Origin of the sequence: Tepidiforma sp. (genome assembly GCF_026419595.1) — a bacterium.
GTDB lineage: Bacteria > Chloroflexota > Dehalococcoidia > Tepidiformales > Tepidiformaceae > Tepidiforma.
Window position 1 is genome coordinate 1 of sequence record NZ_JANZZD010000037.1, and the last position, 19,764, is coordinate 19,764.

Sequence of the window (19,764 nt, forward strand, 5' to 3'; positions counted from 1 at the left end):
CCCGTCACAGCCATTTTCTCTACCAGAACGGCAGCAAGCGGTGTAACGGTTTGGCTGCATACGCCAATGGCGAACTCGTGGCCACCAAGCTCCGGATGGACGAGCCGCCAGAATTCTACGAGCTTCCTACCGATGCTGTCAGCGCAATGTGTGAGACGTTGTTCGTTCACGATGACGACTGCCGCTGTCCGGACTGTGAGCACGCGTTCTACGTCAAAGGCGCTTGCTACGAGTACTGGGACGAGGTCATCGAACGCTGGCAGGCCACCTATGGCGCAGTGGCTCCAACGCTCAGGATGGTACGCCGTCTACTCGATGACCGTTGGGCAACCGTGCAGTACAGCTGGTTGTGCGACGATGAAATCAGCACCGTCCCGCTCTACCGCAAGCTTTCCCGGTTCCTGAAATCGCTTTCCCCATACGAACTGGCGTTCATCAGGGCGTCGCTTGGCGATGCGCCATCACCGTGGATGATGGTCCAGGATGAGCGGGCGGCACGTGATGGGCGACGTGACGCGCCATATCACCGGCATGTTCGCACCCCGCGCGACGCGGACACCATTGACGAGCAGATCGTGCCCGATCAAGACACGCCCTACGACACCACGGGCGTTCAGGTATGGCGTTGCTGTAAGGCCAGCTGCCGCATCGGTTCGTCGTTCGCGCTCAGGAGGTGCTGGGGATGAACGAGACGATGCAGGCTGCCGTCGACGCGCTCCGCGAGCTGATGCCTCAGCTGGGCGAGTTCGAGGAGCACGTCGGCGATGACGAAGCTGTGTTCACGGCTGGCGACACCGTATTCACGGTGAACCGGCTGGGTGATTCGGTCGTCCGCGTTGAGGGAGTGAACCTCGCCCGCCGGTGCAGCGCTGTGTCTACGGCAACGTCACCCCACCAGGCCGGGCAGGCCGCGTCCTACGTGTTCGTTTCAACTGCCTGAGGAGGTGCTCCCAACGTGAGCCGCATCATCCCGCCGTCTGCTTACGACGACCTCGAGGCTGCAGCCGTCGCCCCGGGCCAGGCGCTGCTGGCCGACCTGCGCCGGTTCCTCTCCCGGCGGTCGCTCAGCGACCACGAAGTCCGCTACTTCGTCTCGATCTACCTCACGGTCCAGCGCCACCGCATCGCCCTCGGCAACCATGCTGCGGCGTCGGCCCGCGCCGGGCTGACCAGTTCGACCATCGAGGCGTACCGGGATTCGGTGGCCGCCATCGAGGAGGCGATGGTGCCGATGCTCGGCCGGTGGGCGAAATCGACCGAACGCGGCCGATGGGTGTCGTCGATCCGCGGCATCGGCCCCATCATCGCCGCCGGGCTGACGGCCTACGCCACCATCAACTACTGCCGCGACCCGCACCATCTCTGGGCGTACGCCGGGCTGGTCCCGGGCAGCTCGCAGCGGTTCTCCCGCGCTTTCCGCCGGATGGCGTACTACGCAGGCGAGTCGTTCGTCCGAAGCGGGAGCTACTACCGCAGGCTGTACGAGCAGCGGAAGGCGTATGAATGGCGGAGGAACCTGTCCGGCGGGAATGCCGACCAGGCGCTGGCGGCGGCTGCCCGGGCCCAGTCTGCCGGCGCGCGGGCGTTCCTCGAGGGGCAGGTCGACCCGGACAGGCTGGTCGGGCTGATGGTCCTCGGGAAGCCGGCCATCGCCGCGAACGGCAACCCGTCGCGGGCCATCATCGCCGTCGGTGGGAAGGGCGTGCCGATGCTCACGCCGGGGCACATCGACCGCAGGGCGCGGCGGTGGACCGTCAAGCTGCTGTTGAGCCATTTCTCGCAGGTCGCCTGGGAATCGGCCGCGGACACCGCCCGCGAACCGTGGCTGCCGCCGCGCGCCCTGCGTGAGATGAACCACCACGACTACATCGCTCCCCCGAACTGGCCGATGCGGCGCGGCTGGAGGGAGGAGCAGGAGGAGGTGCCGACGCTGTACCCCGAGCTCAACCTCGGGCCGCTGGTGCAGGTGTTCCGGGGGGCAGCATGAACCGCAGCCGCACTGCTATTGGGCAACCCATCCAGGGGAGCCAGGCTCGCCGAGATGTCTCCGGCGGGCGGCCACTCCGCCATGGCCACCCCGGGCGTGCCCGGCCGCACTCCCACGGCCGATCCCTCCAGCGCAGCCCCCTTCGTTTGGTCAACCCGGATTCGTCAGCCACGCCCGCGCGGTCTACGCCAGCCGCGCAGCCGCCAGTGCCCCGGTCGACCCGCGGTTCCCAGCACACGCCAAGCCGATGCGGCGAGCCGGAAGAACACAGGACAACCCGTATGAACAGTGCCAACCACGCAGCCGGAATCGCATGGCCAACCCCATTCCTTGAGCCGGCATCACCCGGGCAACCCGATGAACATAGCCGCGTCTTCCCGGCCAACCCGATGAACATAGCCGCGTCTTCCCGGCCAACCCGTACGACCCAGCCTGCAGCCTGCCTCCGGTGGACGACCCGTCGATGTAAGCGCCGCGCTCAGGCCCAACCCCTGCTGTGCCGCCGAGGGCCGAACTCAATCGCGTGTGCGAGCCCGCAGCACCTGGCCTACCCATCCAGTTGAGCACGCGGTGCATCCCGGCCCGAACCGAACCAGTTCGATCAGGTCGACCCGTCGTGGTCTGTGCCGCAGGAGTGTCTCCGATGCTGTCCCGGGATGAAGCTGCCGTCCTCGAGCTCCTCCGCCGCCGCCTCGAACTGGGGCACGAGCGGTACGGCCCGCTCGACCTCGGCACCGCCCCGAACGACTACGTCCAGGAAGCGCTCGAGGAGGCGCTCGACCTGGCCATCTACCTCGTATTCCGCCTCATCCAGCTCAGGAGGTCCTCCGGCGATGCCTGACCATGCTCATCACTGGCTCATCGCGACCCCGGACGGCAGCCCGTTCGTCGAAGGCCGCTGCCGCGCCTGCGGCGCGACCCGGCTCTTCTCCGCGTCCGGCGAGGGGCTGCTCGAATCCGGCGCCGTCGTCATCCGCGAGCCCGGCGACCCGAATATCGGCATCTGGCTGCGCGGGACGGCGCTGACCCGCCGGCCCGGGAGGGTGCGCGATGCAGGATGACATCCGCCCGTGGGGGTACGAGTTCCCCGAGGCGCGCGCTATCGCCAGGGAGGCCGCGCAGTGCTGCGCCGCCGAATCCAGGCCATGCCGTCGGCACGACGCGATGCTGGAGGGTTTCCTGCTGGCCGCGGAGGAGGTCTACGCGTGGCTCGGCACGAAGCGCCGGCCGTTCCTGTTCCCGGCGGGCGGCCCGGCGTGGCTCCGCGACTTCTTCGGAGAACGCGTCGATGCCTGAACCGCGCCCGGCCGCTGCCGTCGATCACCTCTCCTTTTCGTCGATCTCCACCTACCTGCGCTGCCCCCGGCAGTGGGCGTACGCCTACCTCGAGGGGCTGCGGCGCAGGCCGACCGGCGCCCTCATCCGCGGCGAAGCCGTCGACCGCGGCGCCGCCCGGAACCTCTCCCAGAAGATCGAGAGCCGCCGCGACCTGCCGGTCGGCGACATCCTCGAAACGACGGAGGACGCGTTCCGCCGGGCGGTCGACCGGGAAGGCGGCCCGTCGGAGGTCGACTGGGAGGGCGCGAACCAGGCGCGGCTGCTCGACTCGAGCATCGAGCTCGCCCGCATCCATGCCTACGAGCATGCCCCGCACATCGACCCGGCTGCGGTCCAGCTGGAGCTGAAGCGGGCGCTGCCGTCGGGGCGGGAATTCGTCGGCTACCTCGACTACGTCCAGCGGGACGGCCGGGTCGGCGACATCAAGACCGGCAGCAAGCGGATGGGGCAGGAGGCGGCCGACCGCGACTTGCAGCCGTCGGCGTACGCCTACCTCGTGGGCGAACCGATCCGGTTCGAGTTCGCCCGGCTCATCGACACGGGAACACGGCGGGGCGAGGAGATCGTGACCACGGAGCGCGACGCCGGCGCCATCACCTGGTTCGAGCAGCTGGCATCGGAGGTCGACCGCGCGATCGCTGCCGAGGTGTTCCCCCCGAACCCGAACGGCTGGCACTGCTCACCGCGGTACTGCGGGTTCTGGACCCGCTGCATGGTGCAGCACCGGCCGCCGGAGTTCCCAGGCTCCTCGTGAATCACGGGTGGCTCCCGTCAACAGCCAGGAGGTTTCAGCATGACGTGGACCGACTACATCCGCACGGCTGAGCGCAGCTCGGCCCCGCCCATCCCGCAGGTCGACGATGACCTCTACGACGCCGTCATCGTCGCCGTCGGCGAACCGAAGCAGGCCGAGGACATCTACAACCCCGGCTCCACCCGCGTGACGTTCTGGATCGACTGGGAGCTGCGCAGCGGGGACGTCGCCGAGGGGACGCAGCTCCGGCAGTGGATCGCGCTCCCGCCGGGCTACATCGAGGACGGCTTCCTGTCGGAGAAGTCGCGCCTGTTCCAGGTGATGGAGGCGCTCGGATTCGACATGGACGGGCCCATCCACGTCTCCCCGCCGGACTGGGTCGGACTCCCGGCCCGCATCATGGTCGAGAACAAGCTGCACCAGGCCAGCGGTGAGATGCGCCCGCGCATCACCGGGGTGAAGCCCGCCCGGCGCCAGCAGGCCGGACAGGCCCCGCAGCCCGCTCAGCCCGCGCAGCGGCCGCAGGCGCGGCCTGCTGCTGCGCAGGCTGCCCCGCGGACGCAGGGCAAGCCGCAGCAGGCCGCGGCGAAGCGCTCCGACCCCTACGCGGACCAGCCCGAAGACCTCCCCTGGGAGTAACGGCCCGGTGACAGCGGCAGGACGGCTCATCGAGCACCACCATGCCACGGGAGGCGCGCGTGGTGGCTAAATCCATGGTCGACGCCGCCCTCGAGTATGCCCGGCTCGGCTGGGCCGTCCTACCGCTCCATACCCCGCGCGCCGGCATCTGCTCCTGCCGGCGCCCGAACTGCGAGAACACCGGGAAACACCCGCGCACCCGCAACGGCGTGGCCGAGGCGACGACCGACCCCGACCGCATCCGGACGTGGTGGGGGATGTGGCCCGACGCGAACATCGGCATCGCCTGCAAACCGTCGAACCTCACCGTCCTCGACATCGATCCCCGCCACGGCGGGGAGGAATCGCTGGCCGACCTCCGGGCCCGCCTCGGCGAGGAGGCCTTCGCCACGGTGACGGCCATCACCGGCAGCGGCGGGCAGCACATCGTCTACCGGACCCCGCCCGGCGCCGTCATCATCAACGTCGTCAACTCGCCCCGGTACATCGGCCCGCTCGGCGCCGGTATCGATGTCCGGTCGGGCGGCGGACTCACCTCCCAGCATGGCGGGTACATCGTCGCGCCGCCGTCCCTGCACGCGTCAGGCCGGCAGTACGCATGGGAGGTGTCGCCGTGGGAGCAGGAGCTGCTCGAGCTGCCCCAGGCCATCCGCGACCTCATCGAGGTGCGGCTGGATCCGCAGGAGCCCCGCGAACGGGTCGACACCGTCTCCATCCTGCAGGGCGTCGACGAAGGCGAACGCGACTGGCAGCTGTTCCGGCTGGCCGCCAAACTCCGCCAGGCTGACGTCCCGTTCGATGTCGCTCTCCGGCTCGTCCTCGAGGCCGCCGCGAACTGCCGGCCACCGTTCCCGAAGGACGAGGCGCTGCGGAAGGTGGAGTCGGCCTACCGCTACCCGGCCGGGCGCTCCGCCATCGCAGCGGCCGCTGAGACGCCGCCGGCCGGGTTCCGCACCCTGCTGGGCGACATCATGCGGCACGGGTCGCCGCCGGTGGACTGGGTCGTCGAACCTCTCGTCGTCCGGGGCATGATCCACCTCCTCTACGGCGAGCCGGAGAGCGGCAAAACCATCCTCGCCCTGCGGCTCATGAGCGACGTCGTCAGCCGCGGCGAGGACGTCGTGTTCGTGGACGAGGAGAGCGGCCCGCAGAAAATCGCCGACCTGCTCGTCGGCCTGGGGACCGACCCCGACCTGGTCGACCAGCATCTGCACTATTTCCCCTTCCCGTCGCTGGCGCTCGAGACGATGGAGGAATGGCTGTGCCAGGTCGAGGCGCTGCGGCCGTCCATGGTGGCGTTCGACTCGCTGACCGACATGCTGGCAGCCTCCGGCATCGACGAGAACAAAGGGCACGAAGTCAACGAGTGGATGGTTGCGGTAGCGCAGCGGCTGGCACGCACCGGCGCCAACCCCGCCGTACTGCTCGTCGACCACGTCGCGAAAGACACCGAGAACGTGCGCTACTCGGTCGGGTCGCGGGCGAAGAAGGCGAAGTCGGACGTCATGTGGTACGTCCGGCGGGTGCTGGAGTTCGACCGGCAGACCATCGGCCGCATCGAGCTCATCCGTCACAAAAACCGCCCGGGGGTGCTCGAGCCGAAGCACACCTGGACCATCGGCGGGTGCGAGGGCGCGCTCATCTGCCGTCCGTTCTCCGCCGCGGAGGACCCGGTCGTCACGATGCCGCCGACCGCGGAGCGGATTCTCGAGGTGCTGCGGGAAGGCGGCCCGTGCGGGGTCGCGCGGCTGGTCAGCGAGCTCGAGGTGCACCGGGACACCGTGCACACCAACCTCCAGTGGCTGCTCGCGCGGGGGTACATCCAGAAGACGGGCAATCGGAAAGCGGCGCGGTTCTCGCTGGCCGAGGCGTCTGAGGAGCCGCCTGCTCCGGGGGCGGGCGCTGTGCCGCCGCCGCCCAGGCAATGGTGGATGGATGACGAGGACGAACCGTGGGAGTGACGCTCGAAAAATCTTCCTGCGTTGTTTGGAAATGTCGGATTCATGCTTCCGTGCAATCCGACATTCGGGCACCGACTAGGACTGAAGGCGTTGTCCGGGTAACGAAGCAGGCCTGTAACCTCGCAAACCTTTCGTTAGACGACGTAAGAATGTCGGATCCGACATTTCATATGTCGGATCCGACATCGGAAATGTCGGACGGAATGTCGGATCGCGCCCCCCTATATAGGGGGCGATCCGACATTCCGACATTTCCCGACACGGTTCCGACGTCCCTTCGAGGAGGACCCCATGACTTCGATCGCTGAACGACCCGCCAGCCCGGCGCCGGACACCTCCCGGCAGGAGGAGCAGCTGCTCGCCCTTCGGCGGCGCTGGTGGCAGCTGCTCGACCAGCTCGCCGCCGGGGCGCCGGCGACACGTGACAACCCCTCCGAGCGGAATGGCAAACGGCTCTGCGCCGTGCTGTTCGAGGTCGAACTGGTCCAGCACGCAATCGCCTACGTCGAGGCAACCGGGGAGCTGCTCTGGTGCCGCCAGTGCGACCAGGAGCCGCCGGGCGGGCGCTACCGCGCCTGGTGGTACTGCCCCGTTCACGGGTACTCGCTCGACCGCGGCTTCGCAATCGCCAGCTGGTACCGCTCCCTGTTCGCCGCGCCGCGGGAGCTCTGCCCGTGAACCGGACGCGCACAGGCACCGACGCAGAGCTGCGCGCCATGCGGGACCTCGAGGCCGCCGGGTACGCGGTCACCCGGTCGGCGGCCTCCCTCGGCGCCGTCGACCTGGTCGCCATCGGCCCCGGCGGTGTCCGGTGCATCCAGGTGAAGCGAGATTCCACCGGCCGCTCGCTGCGGCCGTCGGAACTCGAGGCAGTGCGCGAGGAGCTGCGCGCTCTGCCGCGCCCGCCCGGGGTGACCTACGAACTCTGGGTCGGGCGGGTAGTCGGCAGGCGGTGGACGTGGCTTCGGCAGGAGGTCGTGCAGTGAGCGGCCTGCGGCGCTGCCTCGGCTGCGGAGCGCTCATCCGATCGGGCTCCCGCTGCGGTCGCTGCCGCGACCACGGGCCCAGCCGCGGCTGGGGCTGGTCGGCCCGGGTCGTCCCTGCCGTTCTCGAGCGCGACGGACACCGCTGTGTCATGTGCGGCCGGCCGTGCCCGCATCCCCGCCATCACCACGTCGACCACATCGTGCCGCTGGCCCGCGGCGGGACCGACGACCTGCGGAACCTGCGCACCGTCTGCGCCAGCTACAACCTCCGGGGAGCGTGCGAACCCATGTGACCGAAAGTGTGCAAACCTGTCACCAGGGGCACCTCCGGGTTTTTAGGGCCGGGGGTCACGGAGAGGGCCGCGCGACCCGGTTTCGCGCTCGTACCCAATCTGGGGGGGTTGAGTCATGGCAAACCAACGGCAGAAGCACCCGTCGCAGCTGGTGAACCGCCGCGGCGGCCGCGGCAGGGGGCTGGAAGTGGTCGTCCCGGCAGAGAGGACGGCGCCGCCGTTTCCGCTGCGGAACACCGGAGGGCGCCGGCGGGCGCGCGAGGCATGGCGTGCCTTCTGGAGCGCGAAGGTGAGCGCGGCGGTCGACCTGGACGCGGACCGTGAAGCGCTGCTGCGGTGGATGACGGCGGTGGACCAGCTCGATCGTTGGCTGCCGATGTGCGAGGCGCAGCCAGTCGTGAAGTCGTACGGCAGGGAGGTGCTGAATCCGCTGTGGAGACGGGTCGACGAGGCGGTGCGGGTCATCGAGGACTTCGAGGAGAAGTTCGGGCTGACGCCGCGCTCCCGGTTCCGTCTCAACGTCACCTACAACGAGGCGGAGCGGGGCAACGCGGAGCGGCTCAGCAGGCCGCAGATTCCTGCTGCAGAAAAACCGAAGCTGGAGGTGGTCGACCTCGATGCTGTTGGCCCGGCGCCCTGAGGGTGGGGAGTTCTGGACGATCGGCGATGAGGTCATCGCCTGGATCGAGGAGCACTGCGTGCTGACCGATTCGGCGTGGATCGGCCAGCCGTTCCGCGTGATGCCGTGGCAGCGGAGGCTGCTGCTCGAACTGTTCGAGGTGGACCCGGAGACGATGCGCCGCCGTTACCGGATGGCGCTGGTCGGCGTCGGCCGGAAGAACGCGAAATCGGAGCTGGCTGCGGCCCTGGCGCTGTGGCTGGCGTTCGGCCAGGGTGATGCCTCGGCGTCGGTGTACTGCGCAGCGGCGAGCGAGGAACAGGCAGACGTGGTGTTCGAGAAAGCGCGGCGGATGTGCGAGCTGTCGCCGACGCTCTCGCGGCTGGTGCGGGTGCCTGAGGGCCGCCGCCAGTCGAGCCCGCGGATTGCGCTGGCGTCGAACCCGTACCAGTTCGTGCAGCGGTTGAGTGCGAAGGGGACGACGAAACACGGCCTGAACCCGGCGGGAGTGATCCTCGACGAGCTCCATGTCTGGAGCGTCCAGCAGGCCGAAGAGCTGTACCAGGCGCTGACGACGGCGATGGCGGCGCGGCCGAATGGGCTGATTTTCGCCATCACGACGGCGGGGTCGTTCGAGGCGGACGAGTCGCGGTGCTGGGCGCTGTATGAGCTGGGGAAAAAGGTCCAGGCCGGCGAGGTTGACGACCCGACGTTCTTCTTCCGGTGGTGGGAGGCGCCGCGGGACTGCCGCCTGGACGACCCGGAGGCGTGGCGAGCGGCGAATCCGAGCCTCGGGCTCATCATGGACGAGGACTTCTACCGCGGCGAGCTGGTTCGGCACCCCGAGCCGTACTTCCGGCGGCTCTACCTGAACCAGTGGGTGGATATCGACGAGGCGAAATTCGTGACGGAGGAGCAGCTGGACGCCTGCCGCCTGGAGCGGTTCGAACTGCGCCCCGGGGAGCCGACGTGGGTCGGGGTGGACCTGTCGGAGACGCGCGACACGACGGCCGTGGTGCTCGGCCAGATGTGGGATGGGGCGGACCGGCCGTGCGGGCACACGGGCGAGCCGTGCCTGTACGTGCGCTCGAAGGGGTGGGCGCCGCCGCGGCTGCCAGACGGGCGGCGTGACCCGGAGTGGGAGGTGCCCATCGATGAGGTGCGCGACTACCTCCTCGAGGTGAACCGCGAGTACGACGTGCTCTCGAATGCGTTCGACCCGTGGCATTCGCGCCTGCTGCAGCAGGACCTGGAGCGGGCGGGGGTGGCGTGCGAGGAAGTGCACGCCACCGGCGCCCGGCGGACGGGAGCGACGGCGCTGCTGCACCAGCTCATCGCCGGGCAGCGATTCCACTATTGCGACGAGGTGCTGCGGCGGCACCTGCTGAACGCCGGGGTCCGCGACGAGCGGAACGGCACGGGCTACTACCTGGTTAAACGGAGGAACCGGGCGATGGACATGGCGATGGCGCTGGTCAACGTGTGCTACGGACTGGAGTGGGCGAAGCGGCAGCCGAAGAAGCCGGTCATCATCGCGTGGGCGCGGCTGTGAAACGGCTGCAGCGGCTCGCAGTGGCGCTGCTGGAACCCGCAGGTATCGGGCTCATCGTGGCCGGCATTTGGCGGTATGATGAAGCTGCGGCGCTGATCGTCGGGGGTCTGGCAGTTGCCGTGTACGGTAATCTGCTGAGGAGGTGACCCCGTGCTACTCAGAGCGCTGGTTGGGGCGGCCCTGCGGGCCTACCCGCAGACCCTGAATCGAAACCCCGGCCTTGTCGGGACGGTGCTCGACCGGCTGGTCCGGAGCGACGCCGGGGTGGTCGTCGACCGCGAGCTGGCGCTTCGGGTGTCGGCCGTCTACGCCTGCGTGAACATCATCAGCCGGTCGATCGCGGCGCTTCCGCTGCACGTCTACCGGCGTCTGCCGGGCGGCGGCCGGGAGATGGTCCGGACGGCTGATACCGAGTTCCTCTGGGGACGTCCGAATCCTGAAGTCACCCGGGTCGAGTTCTGGGAGACGGTCATCGGCCACGCGGTGCTAACCGGGAACGCCTACCTGTACGTGGCGGAGCGGACCGGGCAGGACGGGCGCCGGCGAGCAGCCGAGCTGTGGCCCATCGATCCTGCGCGGGTGCAGCCCGGCGGCCGCGACAGCCGGGGGCGGCTGACGTACCTGGTCGACGGGACGGAGCCCCAGATGGGCTGGAACGATGGCGGGAACATCGTCCACATCCGGGGATGGGGCATCGACGGCGTTCGCGGGCTGTCGCCCATCGCGCTGGCGTCGCAGGGCATCGGGCTCGCGTACGTCTCAGAGCGATCGGCGGCGCGCATCCTCGGGAGCGGCGGGACGCCGACCGGCGTGCTGCACGTGGACGGGGTGCTGACCCAGGAGATGGCGGACCAGATCGCGGCGGAGTTCGAGGCGAAACACGGCAGGGGCGGCCGCGTGCTGGTGCTGCCGAACGATGTGAAGTGGACGCCGGTCTCCATCAACCCCGACGACATGCAGGCGCTCGAGACGCGGCGCTACCAGGTGGTGGACATCGCGCGGATGTTCCTCGTGCCGCCGGAGATGATTGCCGCCGGGTCGGAGGGGTCGAGCCTTACCTACGCGAACGTGCAGGACCGGATGATCCAGTTCGTCCAGGTGACGCTTCAACCGTGGATTGCGCGGTTCGAGCAGGCGCTGTCGGACCAGCTGCTGGCCCGGCCCCAGTACGTGAAATGGGACATCCGCGGGCTGCTGCGGGGGAATTCGCAGCAGCGGGTCGAGTACTACGCGGGGCTCGCGGCGCTCGGCGCGCTGACCGTGGATGAGATTCGCGAGCTCGAGGACATGGAGCCGCTCGGTGTCGGGACGGCGCCGGCGCAGGGGTGAGCTGATGGTCATCCGGTGTCCGCGGTGCAACCGGTTTCTCGCTGAGGCTTCGGGCGGCACCGTTCGCGTGCGGTGCCGCGACTGCAGCGTCGAGGTGACGGCGAGGGCAGGGGTTGACAGGGCGCAATCGACCGCGCCATCATGACGGCGTAACCGGCAAACGGGCCTGAAAGGCCCGGTTGAACGGCCCACAGCTCAGACCCCGTACAGTCGGGGGATCGCGGCTCCTCTCGGGAGTGCGGTCGTCGGGCCTCAGAGCGCGGAGGTTCGGCGTGGCCGAGAGGCTGCAGGTTCACGGGTACGTCCGGGAAATCGATCCAGAGACGCGGCGCGTCACGGCGGTCGTGACGACCGGCCGGCTGGCGCGCGACGGTGCCATCATCGAGCCGGATGGATGGCGGCTCGACAACTACGCCCGGAACCCGGTCGTCCTCTGGGCGCACGATACCAGCTCACTTCCGATTGCTCGGACGGTCGAGACGCGGCAGACGCCGGACGGCCTCATCCAGGTGCACGAGTTTGCCGACACGGAGTTTGCCAGTCGGGTGTTCTCGCTGGTCGAGCGGGGCTTCGTGAACGCGACGTCCGCGCGGTGGATCCCGGGGCGGACGGAGTGGCGGGAGATGGCAGACGAGGAAGGCCGGCGGCGAAAAGTGCTGGTGTTCACCGAGGGGCATGAGCTTCTCGAGGTGAGCTACGTGCCGATCCCGGCCGACCCGGGGGCGGTCGTCGTCCGCGCGGACGGCAGCCCGGCCGACCTTGCAGCGATGTTTCCCGGTGAGCCGTGTGCTCCTGAGCCCGCAGCCGAGTACAGCGTCGAGCGGCTGCGGAGTATCGCCGACGCGATTCGCAAACTCTCCGGGAGGGGTGCACATGTCTGAGCCGGGTTCGGGGCTCGTCGAGGTGGCTGAAGCCACGAAGGAGGCGATCGGCGCCGTGATCGAGGAGGTGCGCTCGCTGCGCGCCGATATCGAGTCGGTCCGCGCGGCGGTTGCAGAGAAGCGGGCGGAAGAGTCCGCCCCGGAGGATGAGCCGAAGCGCGATGCGGCGATGCTGCCGCAGGCGCGCGGTTCGGCTGCTGCCACGGACCGGGTCCGCTCGCCGTACGAGCGGTTCTGGTGGCGCGAGCAAGAGACCGTCGAGTCGAACGAGCGGAACATCCGCGCCAACGTGGAGCTGGCGATGCAGCTCGTCGACGGCGCGAAGCGGCTCCGGGAGCGGCCGGTTGACATCCAGGCGTCGGAGGAGCTGACGCGGCTCTGGCGCGCCTACATGTTCGAGAAGTTCCCGCCGCCCGCGGTCGTCGCCGAGCAGGTTGGCGACGAGGCGATGCGCGCGCCGAAGACCCGCGCGATGGATACCCAGGAATCCGGGTACGGCGCCGAACTCGTCGGCGCCCAGTATGTCAGCCAGCTGTGGGAGGCCGCGCGGAACACCGACGGCCTGCTGTCGGTCATCCCGACCATCCAGATGACGGCACCGACGACCTATGTCCCGATCGACGGGTCGCTGCCGGAGATGCTGCTGGTCGGCGAGTCGGTCGATGCGAATGCCACCGCCTACCCGACGTCGAAAACCGGCACGAACCGCCGGACGCTGACGGCGAAGAAGTTCACCATCCAGCAGATTTGGTCCGCCGAGCTGACCGAGGACTCGATCGTCGGGTTCGTCGAGCTGCTGCGGGCGAAGCTCGCCGCCGCGTACACCGCTTACCTCGGCTCGGCGGTCTACAACGGCGACATGACCAACGCCGCGACCGGCAACATCAATTCCGATGACGCGGACCCGGCGGACACCCGCCACTACCTGGCATGGGACGGCATCCGGCACTACTGGCTGGTGGATGACACCGGCAACGGGGTGAACGGATCCGGCGGCGCGCTGACGTCGGCGATGGTGCTGCAGGCCATCGCGAAGCTTGCGGGCCCGGGCAACTCCGTCAACGCCCTCGACACCATCGACTGGGGTGCGGACCTCAACAACCTCCGCATCGTCATCAACCCGGGGCTGCGCACGAAGCTCATGGGCCTCACCGAGACGCTGACGGTGGACAAGATCGGCCCGCAGGCGTCCATCGTGGCGGGTCAGATCGGCGCGCTGTTCGGCATCCCGATCATCGCCCCCGCCTACGCCGCGAAGACCGAGGCGGATGGGAAGCTCTCGGCCACGGCAACGAACAACACCCTCGGGCAGCTCTCGGTCGTTTCGGTGCGCGGGTGGCTGCGCGGCGAGTACCGCGGGGTGCAGATGTTCATGGACCGCATCCAGCGGACCGACCAGTTCCTCATCGAGCTGTACACGCGGCAGGCGTTCACGCGCTGGGGCGCGGATGTCGCCGCGGGCGTCTACAACGTCACGAGCGACTAGGCCATGGCGATCCTCAGGGTCGTCGCAGATTACGAAGCCGGCCCGGTCCGCTACCGGGCCGGGGAGACCATCACCGTGACGGAGGAGTTCGCGGAGTTCCTGCTTCGCGACTCCCCGGGGTCGTTCGAGGAGCCCGGTGCCGCGGTGGAAGCCGCATCCGCTGACGATGCCGCCGCGCCGGGCATCACCGCTGCTCCGCCCAGGGGGCGCCGCCGATGAACATCTACGCCCGGCTGGACCAGCTCCGCCGTGCCGTCAACCTCGGTTCGAGCCATGCCGGGGAGGATGCGCGGCTGCTGGATATCGCCGAACAGGTCAGCCGGGCAATCGATGACTACATCGGCTACCCGGCGTACGAACTGGCCGGTGTAGCCTACGCGGCGCTCGAGCGGTACTGCGAGGCCAACGGCTGGGGCACGCATGCGTACCTTGCCCGGCCGCTGGTCTCGGTGACGTCCATCGAGGTCGACGAGGACCGGGATGGCGTGTACGAGCTGTCGCTGACGCCGGCGGACTATGTGCTCGAACCGGACGGCGCGGACGCCATCGGCCGGCCGTACTGGAAGATCCGTCTGCAGCCGTGGGGTGCGCTCGGGAGGATTCCCGCGTTTCCGCGGGCGCTCCGTATCACCGGCGTGCACGGCTGGCCGTTCCGGCGCATCGAAACGGGGCGGACGGTCACGTGCGCGGCTGCAGGGACTGCGCTCACGGCCAGCGGGCCGCTGACGGATCTCGTCCATCCTGGCGACATCGTGATGCTGGATGACGAGCGGATGTACGTCGAAGCGGTGGCCGGTTCAGCGTTTACCGTCCGCCGGGGCGTGAACGGCTCGGCCGCGGCGGCACATGCGGGTGCGGAGCTGAAGGTGCTCGAGCCGCCGGCAGCGCTCGCGAGGGCGATGCTGGCCTGGATGGGGCGGATGAGCTGGGATGAGCTCGGCGGCTGGCAGGGCTCGGTCATGCTCACGGATGCCGGGGGCGGCGCCGGGTACGGCAGCCGGTCGACGACGACGTGGTCGGCCGTCCGGGCTCTGCTCGCCCCGTACCGGAGGGTGGCCGTCGCATGAGCATCAACCTCGGGGCGACCGGGTCGGGCGCCGGCATCTACGTCTCGGGTCCGCTGTTCGAACGCAGCAGCGAGGCGATCCGAGAGGCGTGCGCGGAGGGGCTGGCGCAGCTGGCTGATACCGGCGTCGAGGTGATGCAGGACCAGATGCGCCGCTATCAGCTCGTCCGCACCGGCCGGACGGCCTCCTCGGTCCGCGCCATCCACCGCCAGTCTCGCCCGGGGTCGCTGGGGTACTGGCTCATCACGCCGACCGACGTCTGGGCCGGCGAGCTGCGCATCCGGCAGACCGGCACCGTCGTGAAGGTCAACAAGAAGGGCATCAAGCGCCGCGTGAAAACGTGGAGCGTGGGCGTCGCGCGGGCCGAGGCGACAGGCCGGCCGACGCGCTCGTGGCTGGCGTACGGCGAACGCCGCGGCCGCAAGCTCCGGAAAGCCACGAACTACTACGCCGCGACGACTGCCGCGCTTCGAAAACTCCGGTACGACCGTGTGTTCCTGCCGCTGCTCTCGGAGGCGCTCCAGTGATCGACCCGCAGGCCGTGCTGGATGAGCTCGAGGACATTCTCCGCGACGTCGCCGCGGAGACGGTCACCGCCGGCGCCCCCGGGGTGAGGCGGTTCGACGCGGTCGTGCAGGGCATCGGCATCGGCGCCCCGGCCGTCGACCGGCTGGCCATGGTGTGGTTCGACGGCGAGGCCGATGAGACCGAGACGCTCGCGAACGTGATGACCGACTACCGGTTCGGCGTCGCGCTCTGCTGGGTGGCCCGTGCCGCGCAGTCCGAGGGCGAGCGGCTGGACGCCGAGATGATGGAGACGCTCCGCCGGGTGAAGGCCGAGCTGCGCGCACGGTCGAGGCTCGGCGGCGAGGTGACCGACCTGAAGCTCACGCCCGCGGGGCGGTTCGTGGGGCCGCTCGGCGACATGGTGGTTCAACAGGGCCAGGTGCCCATCTACCACCAGCTGCAGTTCGACGTCGTCATCTCCGACTACGAAGGGGAGGTGATCAGTGGCTAAGCAAAGCGGCATCGGGGACCGCCTGCTGGTGCGCGGCTACGACATCAGCGGCGCCGTGAGTGCCCTGTCCAAGGTTGGTATGGCGAGTGAGACGCTCGACGTCACCGCCATCTCGTCCGGCGCCCGCGAGCGCATCTACGGGCTGGCAGACGGCGAGATCTCGTTCACCGGCTACTGGGACGATGCGCCGGGGAAGCTGCACGACGTGCTCAACGCGCCGCGCACTCCGGAGGAGCGCATCGTCACCTACCTCCGCGGGCAGGCGCTCGGGGGGCAGGCGGCGGCGATGACGGCCCGCCAGATCAACTACGACTGGACCCGCGAAGCCGCCGGCGGGCTGACGTACTCCGTCCAGTGTCTCTCGTCGAACCGCGGCCTGGACTGGTGCGTCCAGCTCACGCCGGGCATTCGAACGGACGCGTCGGCTACCTCCGGCGCGTCGGTGGACAACGGCGCGGCGACGTCGACGGGCTGGGCGGCGTACCTGCAGGTGCTCGCGCTCACGTCCGGGACGCCGCAGGTCATCATCGAGGAGTCCTCGGATAACGGCGGCTCCGACCCGTGGGCGGCGCTCTCCGGCGCTACGTTCACGGGCATCTCGGCGCCGGGCGCGTACCTGCTCCGGTCGGCGAACCTCACGGCCTCGGTCGAGCGCTACCTGCGGGTGCGGACGAGCGGGACGTTCTCCGGGCTGCAGTTCGTCGTCGTGTTCAACCGCGAGCCGGTGGAGGTGTAGCGATGGCTGAGGTGTTCATGCTGCAGCGGCCGCTCCCGACGCACTGGCGACGCGCGACGTGCGCCGAGGTGGGCTGCATCCAGCGCGAGCAGGGATGGGTGGTCGTGCTCGACCCGTCTGCCCCGTCGTACGCCGAGCAGCGGCGGCTGGCTGAACGAAGCGGCCGGCGGTTCGAGTTCACGACGACCGACGCCGTCAACGAAGCCCGCGGGATGCAGCTGCCCGCCGGCCTCGAGGCGCTGGTGTTCGCGCCGGGCCAGGAGTGTTTTCGGGAGCACCGGGTTCCCGTCGAACGGGAGCCCGTCTACCTCCACCAGTCGCGGGGGCGGCTGGTCACGCATGCCAGCTGGGAGAGCTGGCGGGACGAGTTCAACGAGCGCGCGTACCGCGCAGGGAGGATGGTAGGCAATGGCTAAAGAGTCTGGCCTCGGGCTCAGCGTGCAAGTGGATGACTCCGCCGGCACGCTCCGGAACATCTCGAACGACATCACGAACCTCCAGTGGGCCATCCCGTCGGAGGTCCAGGACGTCACGGGCGTCGACAAGAGCGCCCGCGAGCGGCTCCACCTGCTGGCCGACTTCTCCGTCACCCTGAACGGGGTGTTCAACGACGCGACGAACATGTCGCACGCCGTCCTGAAAAACTACCGGACGCTGGCGTCCGGCCAGTCCGGCCGGACCGTGACCATCACGCACAGCGGCCAGACCCTCTCCTGCGAGACGCTGTTCACCGACTACAGCATGTCGCGCGAGGCCGGCGGCGGGCTGACGTGGTCGGCGCCGGGCCAGCTGGCCGACGGCACCATCCCGGCGTGGAGCTAAGCCGTGGGGTTCGAGCTGCGGCGGACGGTCACGCTGACATTCGAGGGCGCATACGAGGGCCTCGAGGTGCGGTGCTCCGCGGTCATCCCGGTCGGCGAAGCGCTCCGCATCACGCGGATGCTTGCCGACGCCGGCGATGAACGGTTCGAGGAGGTGTTCCGCGCGTGGTTCGACGCGGTCCAGCCGACGTGGAACGCCGAGCTCGACGGCCTGCCCATCGAATGCACTGCCGACGCGATGCTGGCGTACCTGCCGGCCGACATCATGGTGAACATCATCCCCATGTGGAGGCAGGCGGCGACCGGCGTGGACCCTACCTCGCGGAGCGCATCGCCCTCTGGCGAGCCGCTCCCGGCCAGCCCCATCCCCGCACTGGCGAACCTCTCGACTGCCCTGGCGAGCTAGAGGAGGCGCTCATCGTGCACCGCCTGTGCCGACTCTACCCGGCCTACACCCCGGAGCGGGCGCTCGAAGCTCCGGCTTGGGTGCTCCGCCACGCGGCGCTGCTGACGGCGGCGGGGGTGCTCGATGGCTAACGACGTCCGCGTCGTCGTCCGCGCCGATACTGGCGGGGCCCGGCAGGAGATCAGGGATTTCGGCGAGGAGCTGAAGGGGGGGCTGTTCAACGCGTCGAACATCGCGAAAGGGGCGTTGCTGGGGCTCGGCGCGGCGGGCGTCGGCGCGTTCGGCGGCGCGGTGAAAATCGCCGCGGATTTCGAGCACAGCCTGTCCCAGGTCGGGGCGGTGGCGAACGCCACCGAGTCGGAGATGGCGGGGCTGCGGGCCGAGGCGCTGAAAATCGGCGCGGATACGGCGTTCTCGGCGTCGCAGGCGGCCAGCGCCATGGAGGTGCTGGCGGCCAACGGCGTGTCGGCCCGGGACATCATGGGCGGCGCGGCGCGGGCAGCGGCGGACCTCGCTGCCGCCGGCGGCACCGACCTCGTCACGGCGGCGAACATCGCGTCGACCGCGATGGCCGTCTGGGGCATGAAAACTGAGGACCTCACGAACGTCGTGAACCGGCTGGCGGGGGCGGCGAACACCAGCCGGTTCGGCGTCGAAGACATGGGGCTCGCCATCGCCCAGGGCGGCGGCGTCGCGGCCGCCGCGGGGGTCTCGTTCAACGACTTCGCGGCGTCGATCGCGGCGACCGCGCAGTATTTCTCCAGCGGCGCCGACGCCGGCACGTCGTTCAAAACGTTCCTCGTGGCGCTCTCCGGGAACTCGGAGAAAGCCAAACAGACGATGCAGGAGCTCGGGCTCGAGTTCTACGACGCGCAGGGCAAGCTCAAGCCGATGAGCGCGATCGTGCAGGAGCTCCATGACAAGCTGGGGCCGCTCTCCGAAGCGCAGCAGACGGTTGCGCTGAAGACCATTTTCGGCAACGACGCGTACCGGACGGCGGCCGGCCTGATGAAGATGACCGGGGCGGAGTTCGAGGAGCTCAGCCGCAAGATGGGCTCGACGAACGCGGCGGACGTTGCTGCCCAGCGGATGGGCAACCTGAAAGGCAACGTCGAGCAGCTCAAGGGCAGCCTCGAGACGATGGCGATCGGCGTCGGCTCGATGGTGCTCCCGGCGCTGACGGAGATGGCCGGCGGGGCGACGCAGGCGGTCAACGTGCTCGCCGGGCTGCCGTCGTCGACGCAGGCGACGGCGCTGGCGTTCGGGGCCATCAGCATCGCTGCGCCGGCGGCCGTGAAGGCCGTGCAGTCGCTCACTGCGGCGTTCCAGGCGCTGCGCACCGGGTCGGCGTCGCTGGGCATGAGCCTGTCCGGCATCGGCCTGGCCATCGGGGGCGTCGCGGTGGCGGCGGACCTCATCCTGCAGAAAACGTCCGGCCATGGGCTGTTCGAGTGGCTGTTCGGCGACGTGGCGGGGGCGGAGCGGAACGCCCGGGCGGCTGCCGAGCTCGAAGCCCGCATCCGCGCAGCCGGGCAGGGTGCGGATGCGGTCGCCATCTCGATGCAGCACCTGAGAGAGAAAACCGACGCGTGGGCCGCGGCACAGGCAGAACTCAACCGCATCCAGCAGGAGGGTCTGCCGCTCTACCAGCAGAACGCCGCGGTGCAGGCCGCCGCGCAGGCGATGACCGAGGCGGAGGCCTCCGTGCGGGCAGCTGCGCAGGCGATGAAGGACCACAACGTCGACGCCCTCGAGATGGCGCGGGTGTACAACGACCTGCCGCCGAAGCTCCGCGCGGTGTTCGACGAGGTCACCGGCATCACGCAGGTGATGGGCACGCAGGAGTTTGCGATGTGGTCGGCCGCGACCGTCACCGACGGCTGGCGGTCCT

The 19,764-nt window shown here is 69.5% G+C and carries 26 protein-coding genes; all 26 read left to right on the top strand.

All coding sequences use genetic code 11. From position 1 onward, the window contains the following. A partial coding sequence (locus N2041_RS13275; protein WP_297679059.1) for a hypothetical protein occupies positions 1-686 on the top strand: 686 nt, incomplete at its 5' end. Beyond that, positions 683-940, top strand: a complete 258-nt coding sequence (locus N2041_RS13280) for a hypothetical protein (RefSeq protein WP_297679060.1) — start codon at positions 683-685, stop codon at positions 938-940. The genes N2041_RS13275 and N2041_RS13280, both read left to right, overlap by 4 nt. Before the next feature lie 15 nt (positions 941-955). Continuing rightward, positions 956-1,987, top strand: a complete 1,032-nt coding sequence (locus N2041_RS13285) for a transposase (protein WP_297679061.1) — start codon at positions 956-958, stop codon at positions 1,985-1,987. 643 nt (positions 1,988-2,630) lie between these two features. Beyond that, entirely contained in the window at positions 2,631-2,828 is a 198-nt protein-coding gene (locus N2041_RS13290) for a hypothetical protein (protein ID WP_297679062.1), read from the top strand. Beyond that, entirely contained in the window at positions 2,821-3,048 is a 228-nt protein-coding gene (locus tag N2041_RS13295) for a hypothetical protein (RefSeq protein ID WP_297679063.1), read from the top strand. Before N2041_RS13290 ends, N2041_RS13295 begins: the two co-directional genes overlap by 8 nt. Next, positions 3,038-3,283, top strand: coding sequence for a hypothetical protein (locus N2041_RS13300; protein ID WP_297679064.1), 246 nt, complete (start codon positions 3,038-3,040; stop codon positions 3,281-3,283). Before N2041_RS13295 ends, N2041_RS13300 begins: the two co-directional genes overlap by 11 nt. Beyond that, a complete protein-coding gene (locus tag N2041_RS13305) occupies positions 3,276-4,079 on the top strand; it encodes a PD-(D/E)XK nuclease family protein (RefSeq protein ID WP_297679065.1) in 804 nt (267 codons plus the stop codon). The genes N2041_RS13300 and N2041_RS13305 overlap by 8 nt, the downstream gene beginning before the upstream one ends. Positions 4,080-4,118: 39 nt before the next feature. After that, positions 4,119-4,718, top strand: coding sequence for a hypothetical protein (locus tag N2041_RS13310; RefSeq protein ID WP_297679066.1), 600 nt, complete (start codon positions 4,119-4,121; stop codon positions 4,716-4,718). A gap of 62 nt (positions 4,719-4,780) precedes the next feature. Further along, entirely contained in the window at positions 4,781-6,679 is a 1,899-nt protein-coding gene (locus tag N2041_RS13315; RefSeq protein ID WP_297679067.1) for a bifunctional DNA primase/polymerase, read from the top strand. A gap of 291 nt (positions 6,680-6,970) precedes the next feature. Continuing rightward, positions 6,971-7,357: a hypothetical protein gene (locus tag N2041_RS13320; protein ID WP_297679068.1), complete on the top strand. Its 387-nt coding sequence runs from the start codon at positions 6,971-6,973 to the stop codon at positions 7,355-7,357. Beyond that, a complete protein-coding gene (locus N2041_RS13325; protein WP_297679069.1) occupies positions 7,354-7,665 on the top strand; it encodes a hypothetical protein in 312 nt (103 codons plus the stop codon). Before N2041_RS13320 ends, N2041_RS13325 begins: the two co-directional genes overlap by 4 nt. Continuing rightward, positions 7,662-7,958, top strand: a complete 297-nt coding sequence (locus tag N2041_RS13330) for an HNH endonuclease signature motif containing protein (protein WP_297679070.1) — start codon at positions 7,662-7,664, stop codon at positions 7,956-7,958. Before N2041_RS13325 ends, N2041_RS13330 begins: the two co-directional genes overlap by 4 nt. 115 nt (positions 7,959-8,073) lie before the next feature. Continuing rightward, positions 8,074-8,598 (top strand): P27 family phage terminase small subunit, encoded by a 525-nt coding sequence (locus N2041_RS13335; RefSeq protein ID WP_297679071.1) that lies wholly within the window; start codon positions 8,074-8,076, stop codon positions 8,596-8,598. Then, positions 8,576-10,129, top strand: a complete 1,554-nt coding sequence (locus tag N2041_RS13340) for a terminase large subunit (RefSeq protein ID WP_297679072.1) — start codon at positions 8,576-8,578, stop codon at positions 10,127-10,129. Before N2041_RS13335 ends, N2041_RS13340 begins: the two co-directional genes overlap by 23 nt. Positions 10,130-10,279: 150 nt before the next feature. Then, entirely contained in the window at positions 10,280-11,458 is a 1,179-nt protein-coding gene (locus N2041_RS13345; protein WP_297679073.1) for a phage portal protein, read from the top strand. Positions 11,459-11,730: 272 nt separating this feature from the next. Continuing rightward, positions 11,731-12,339 carry an HK97 family phage prohead protease gene (locus tag N2041_RS13350; protein ID WP_297679074.1) on the top strand — a complete coding sequence of 203 codons (609 nt, stop codon included), beginning with the start codon at positions 11,731-11,733 and terminating at the stop codon, positions 12,337-12,339. Continuing rightward, the gene (locus N2041_RS13355) at positions 12,332-13,825 is read left to right on the top strand and encodes a phage major capsid protein (protein WP_297679075.1); all 1,494 of its coding nucleotides are present in this window, start codon (positions 12,332-12,334) and stop codon (positions 13,823-13,825) included. The genes N2041_RS13350 and N2041_RS13355 overlap by 8 nt, the downstream gene beginning before the upstream one ends. A 3-nt stretch (positions 13,826-13,828) precedes the next feature. Then, complete coding sequence (locus N2041_RS13360; protein WP_297679076.1) at positions 13,829-14,044, top strand: hypothetical protein; 216 nt, start codon at positions 13,829-13,831, stop codon at positions 14,042-14,044. Further along, positions 14,041-14,892, top strand: coding sequence for a hypothetical protein (locus tag N2041_RS13365; protein WP_297679077.1), 852 nt, complete (start codon positions 14,041-14,043; stop codon positions 14,890-14,892). The genes N2041_RS13360 and N2041_RS13365 overlap by 4 nt, the downstream gene beginning before the upstream one ends. Beyond that, positions 14,889-15,419, top strand: coding sequence for a hypothetical protein (locus N2041_RS13370; protein ID WP_297679078.1), 531 nt, complete (start codon positions 14,889-14,891; stop codon positions 15,417-15,419). Before N2041_RS13365 ends, N2041_RS13370 begins: the two co-directional genes overlap by 4 nt. Continuing rightward, positions 15,416-15,910: a hypothetical protein gene (locus N2041_RS13375; protein ID WP_297679079.1), complete on the top strand. Its 495-nt coding sequence runs from the start codon at positions 15,416-15,418 to the stop codon at positions 15,908-15,910. Before N2041_RS13370 ends, N2041_RS13375 begins: the two co-directional genes overlap by 4 nt. After that, positions 15,903-16,646, top strand: a complete 744-nt coding sequence (locus N2041_RS13380) for a hypothetical protein (RefSeq protein WP_297679080.1) — start codon at positions 15,903-15,905, stop codon at positions 16,644-16,646. Before N2041_RS13375 ends, N2041_RS13380 begins: the two co-directional genes overlap by 8 nt. Positions 16,647-16,648: 2 nt before the next feature. After that, a complete protein-coding gene (locus tag N2041_RS13385) occupies positions 16,649-17,062 on the top strand; it encodes a hypothetical protein (protein ID WP_297679081.1) in 414 nt (137 codons plus the stop codon). Further along, the gene (locus tag N2041_RS13390; RefSeq protein WP_297679082.1) at positions 17,055-17,468 is read left to right on the top strand and encodes a hypothetical protein; all 414 of its coding nucleotides are present in this window, start codon (positions 17,055-17,057) and stop codon (positions 17,466-17,468) included. Before N2041_RS13385 ends, N2041_RS13390 begins: the two co-directional genes overlap by 8 nt. A gap of 3 nt (positions 17,469-17,471) precedes the next feature. After that, positions 17,472-17,873 carry a hypothetical protein gene (locus tag N2041_RS13395; protein ID WP_297679083.1) on the top strand — a complete coding sequence of 134 codons (402 nt, stop codon included), beginning with the start codon at positions 17,472-17,474 and terminating at the stop codon, positions 17,871-17,873. Between the two features lie 123 nt (positions 17,874-17,996). Further along, a partial coding sequence (locus N2041_RS13400; protein WP_297679084.1) for a phage tail tape measure protein occupies positions 17,997-19,764 on the top strand: 1,768 nt, incomplete at its 3' end.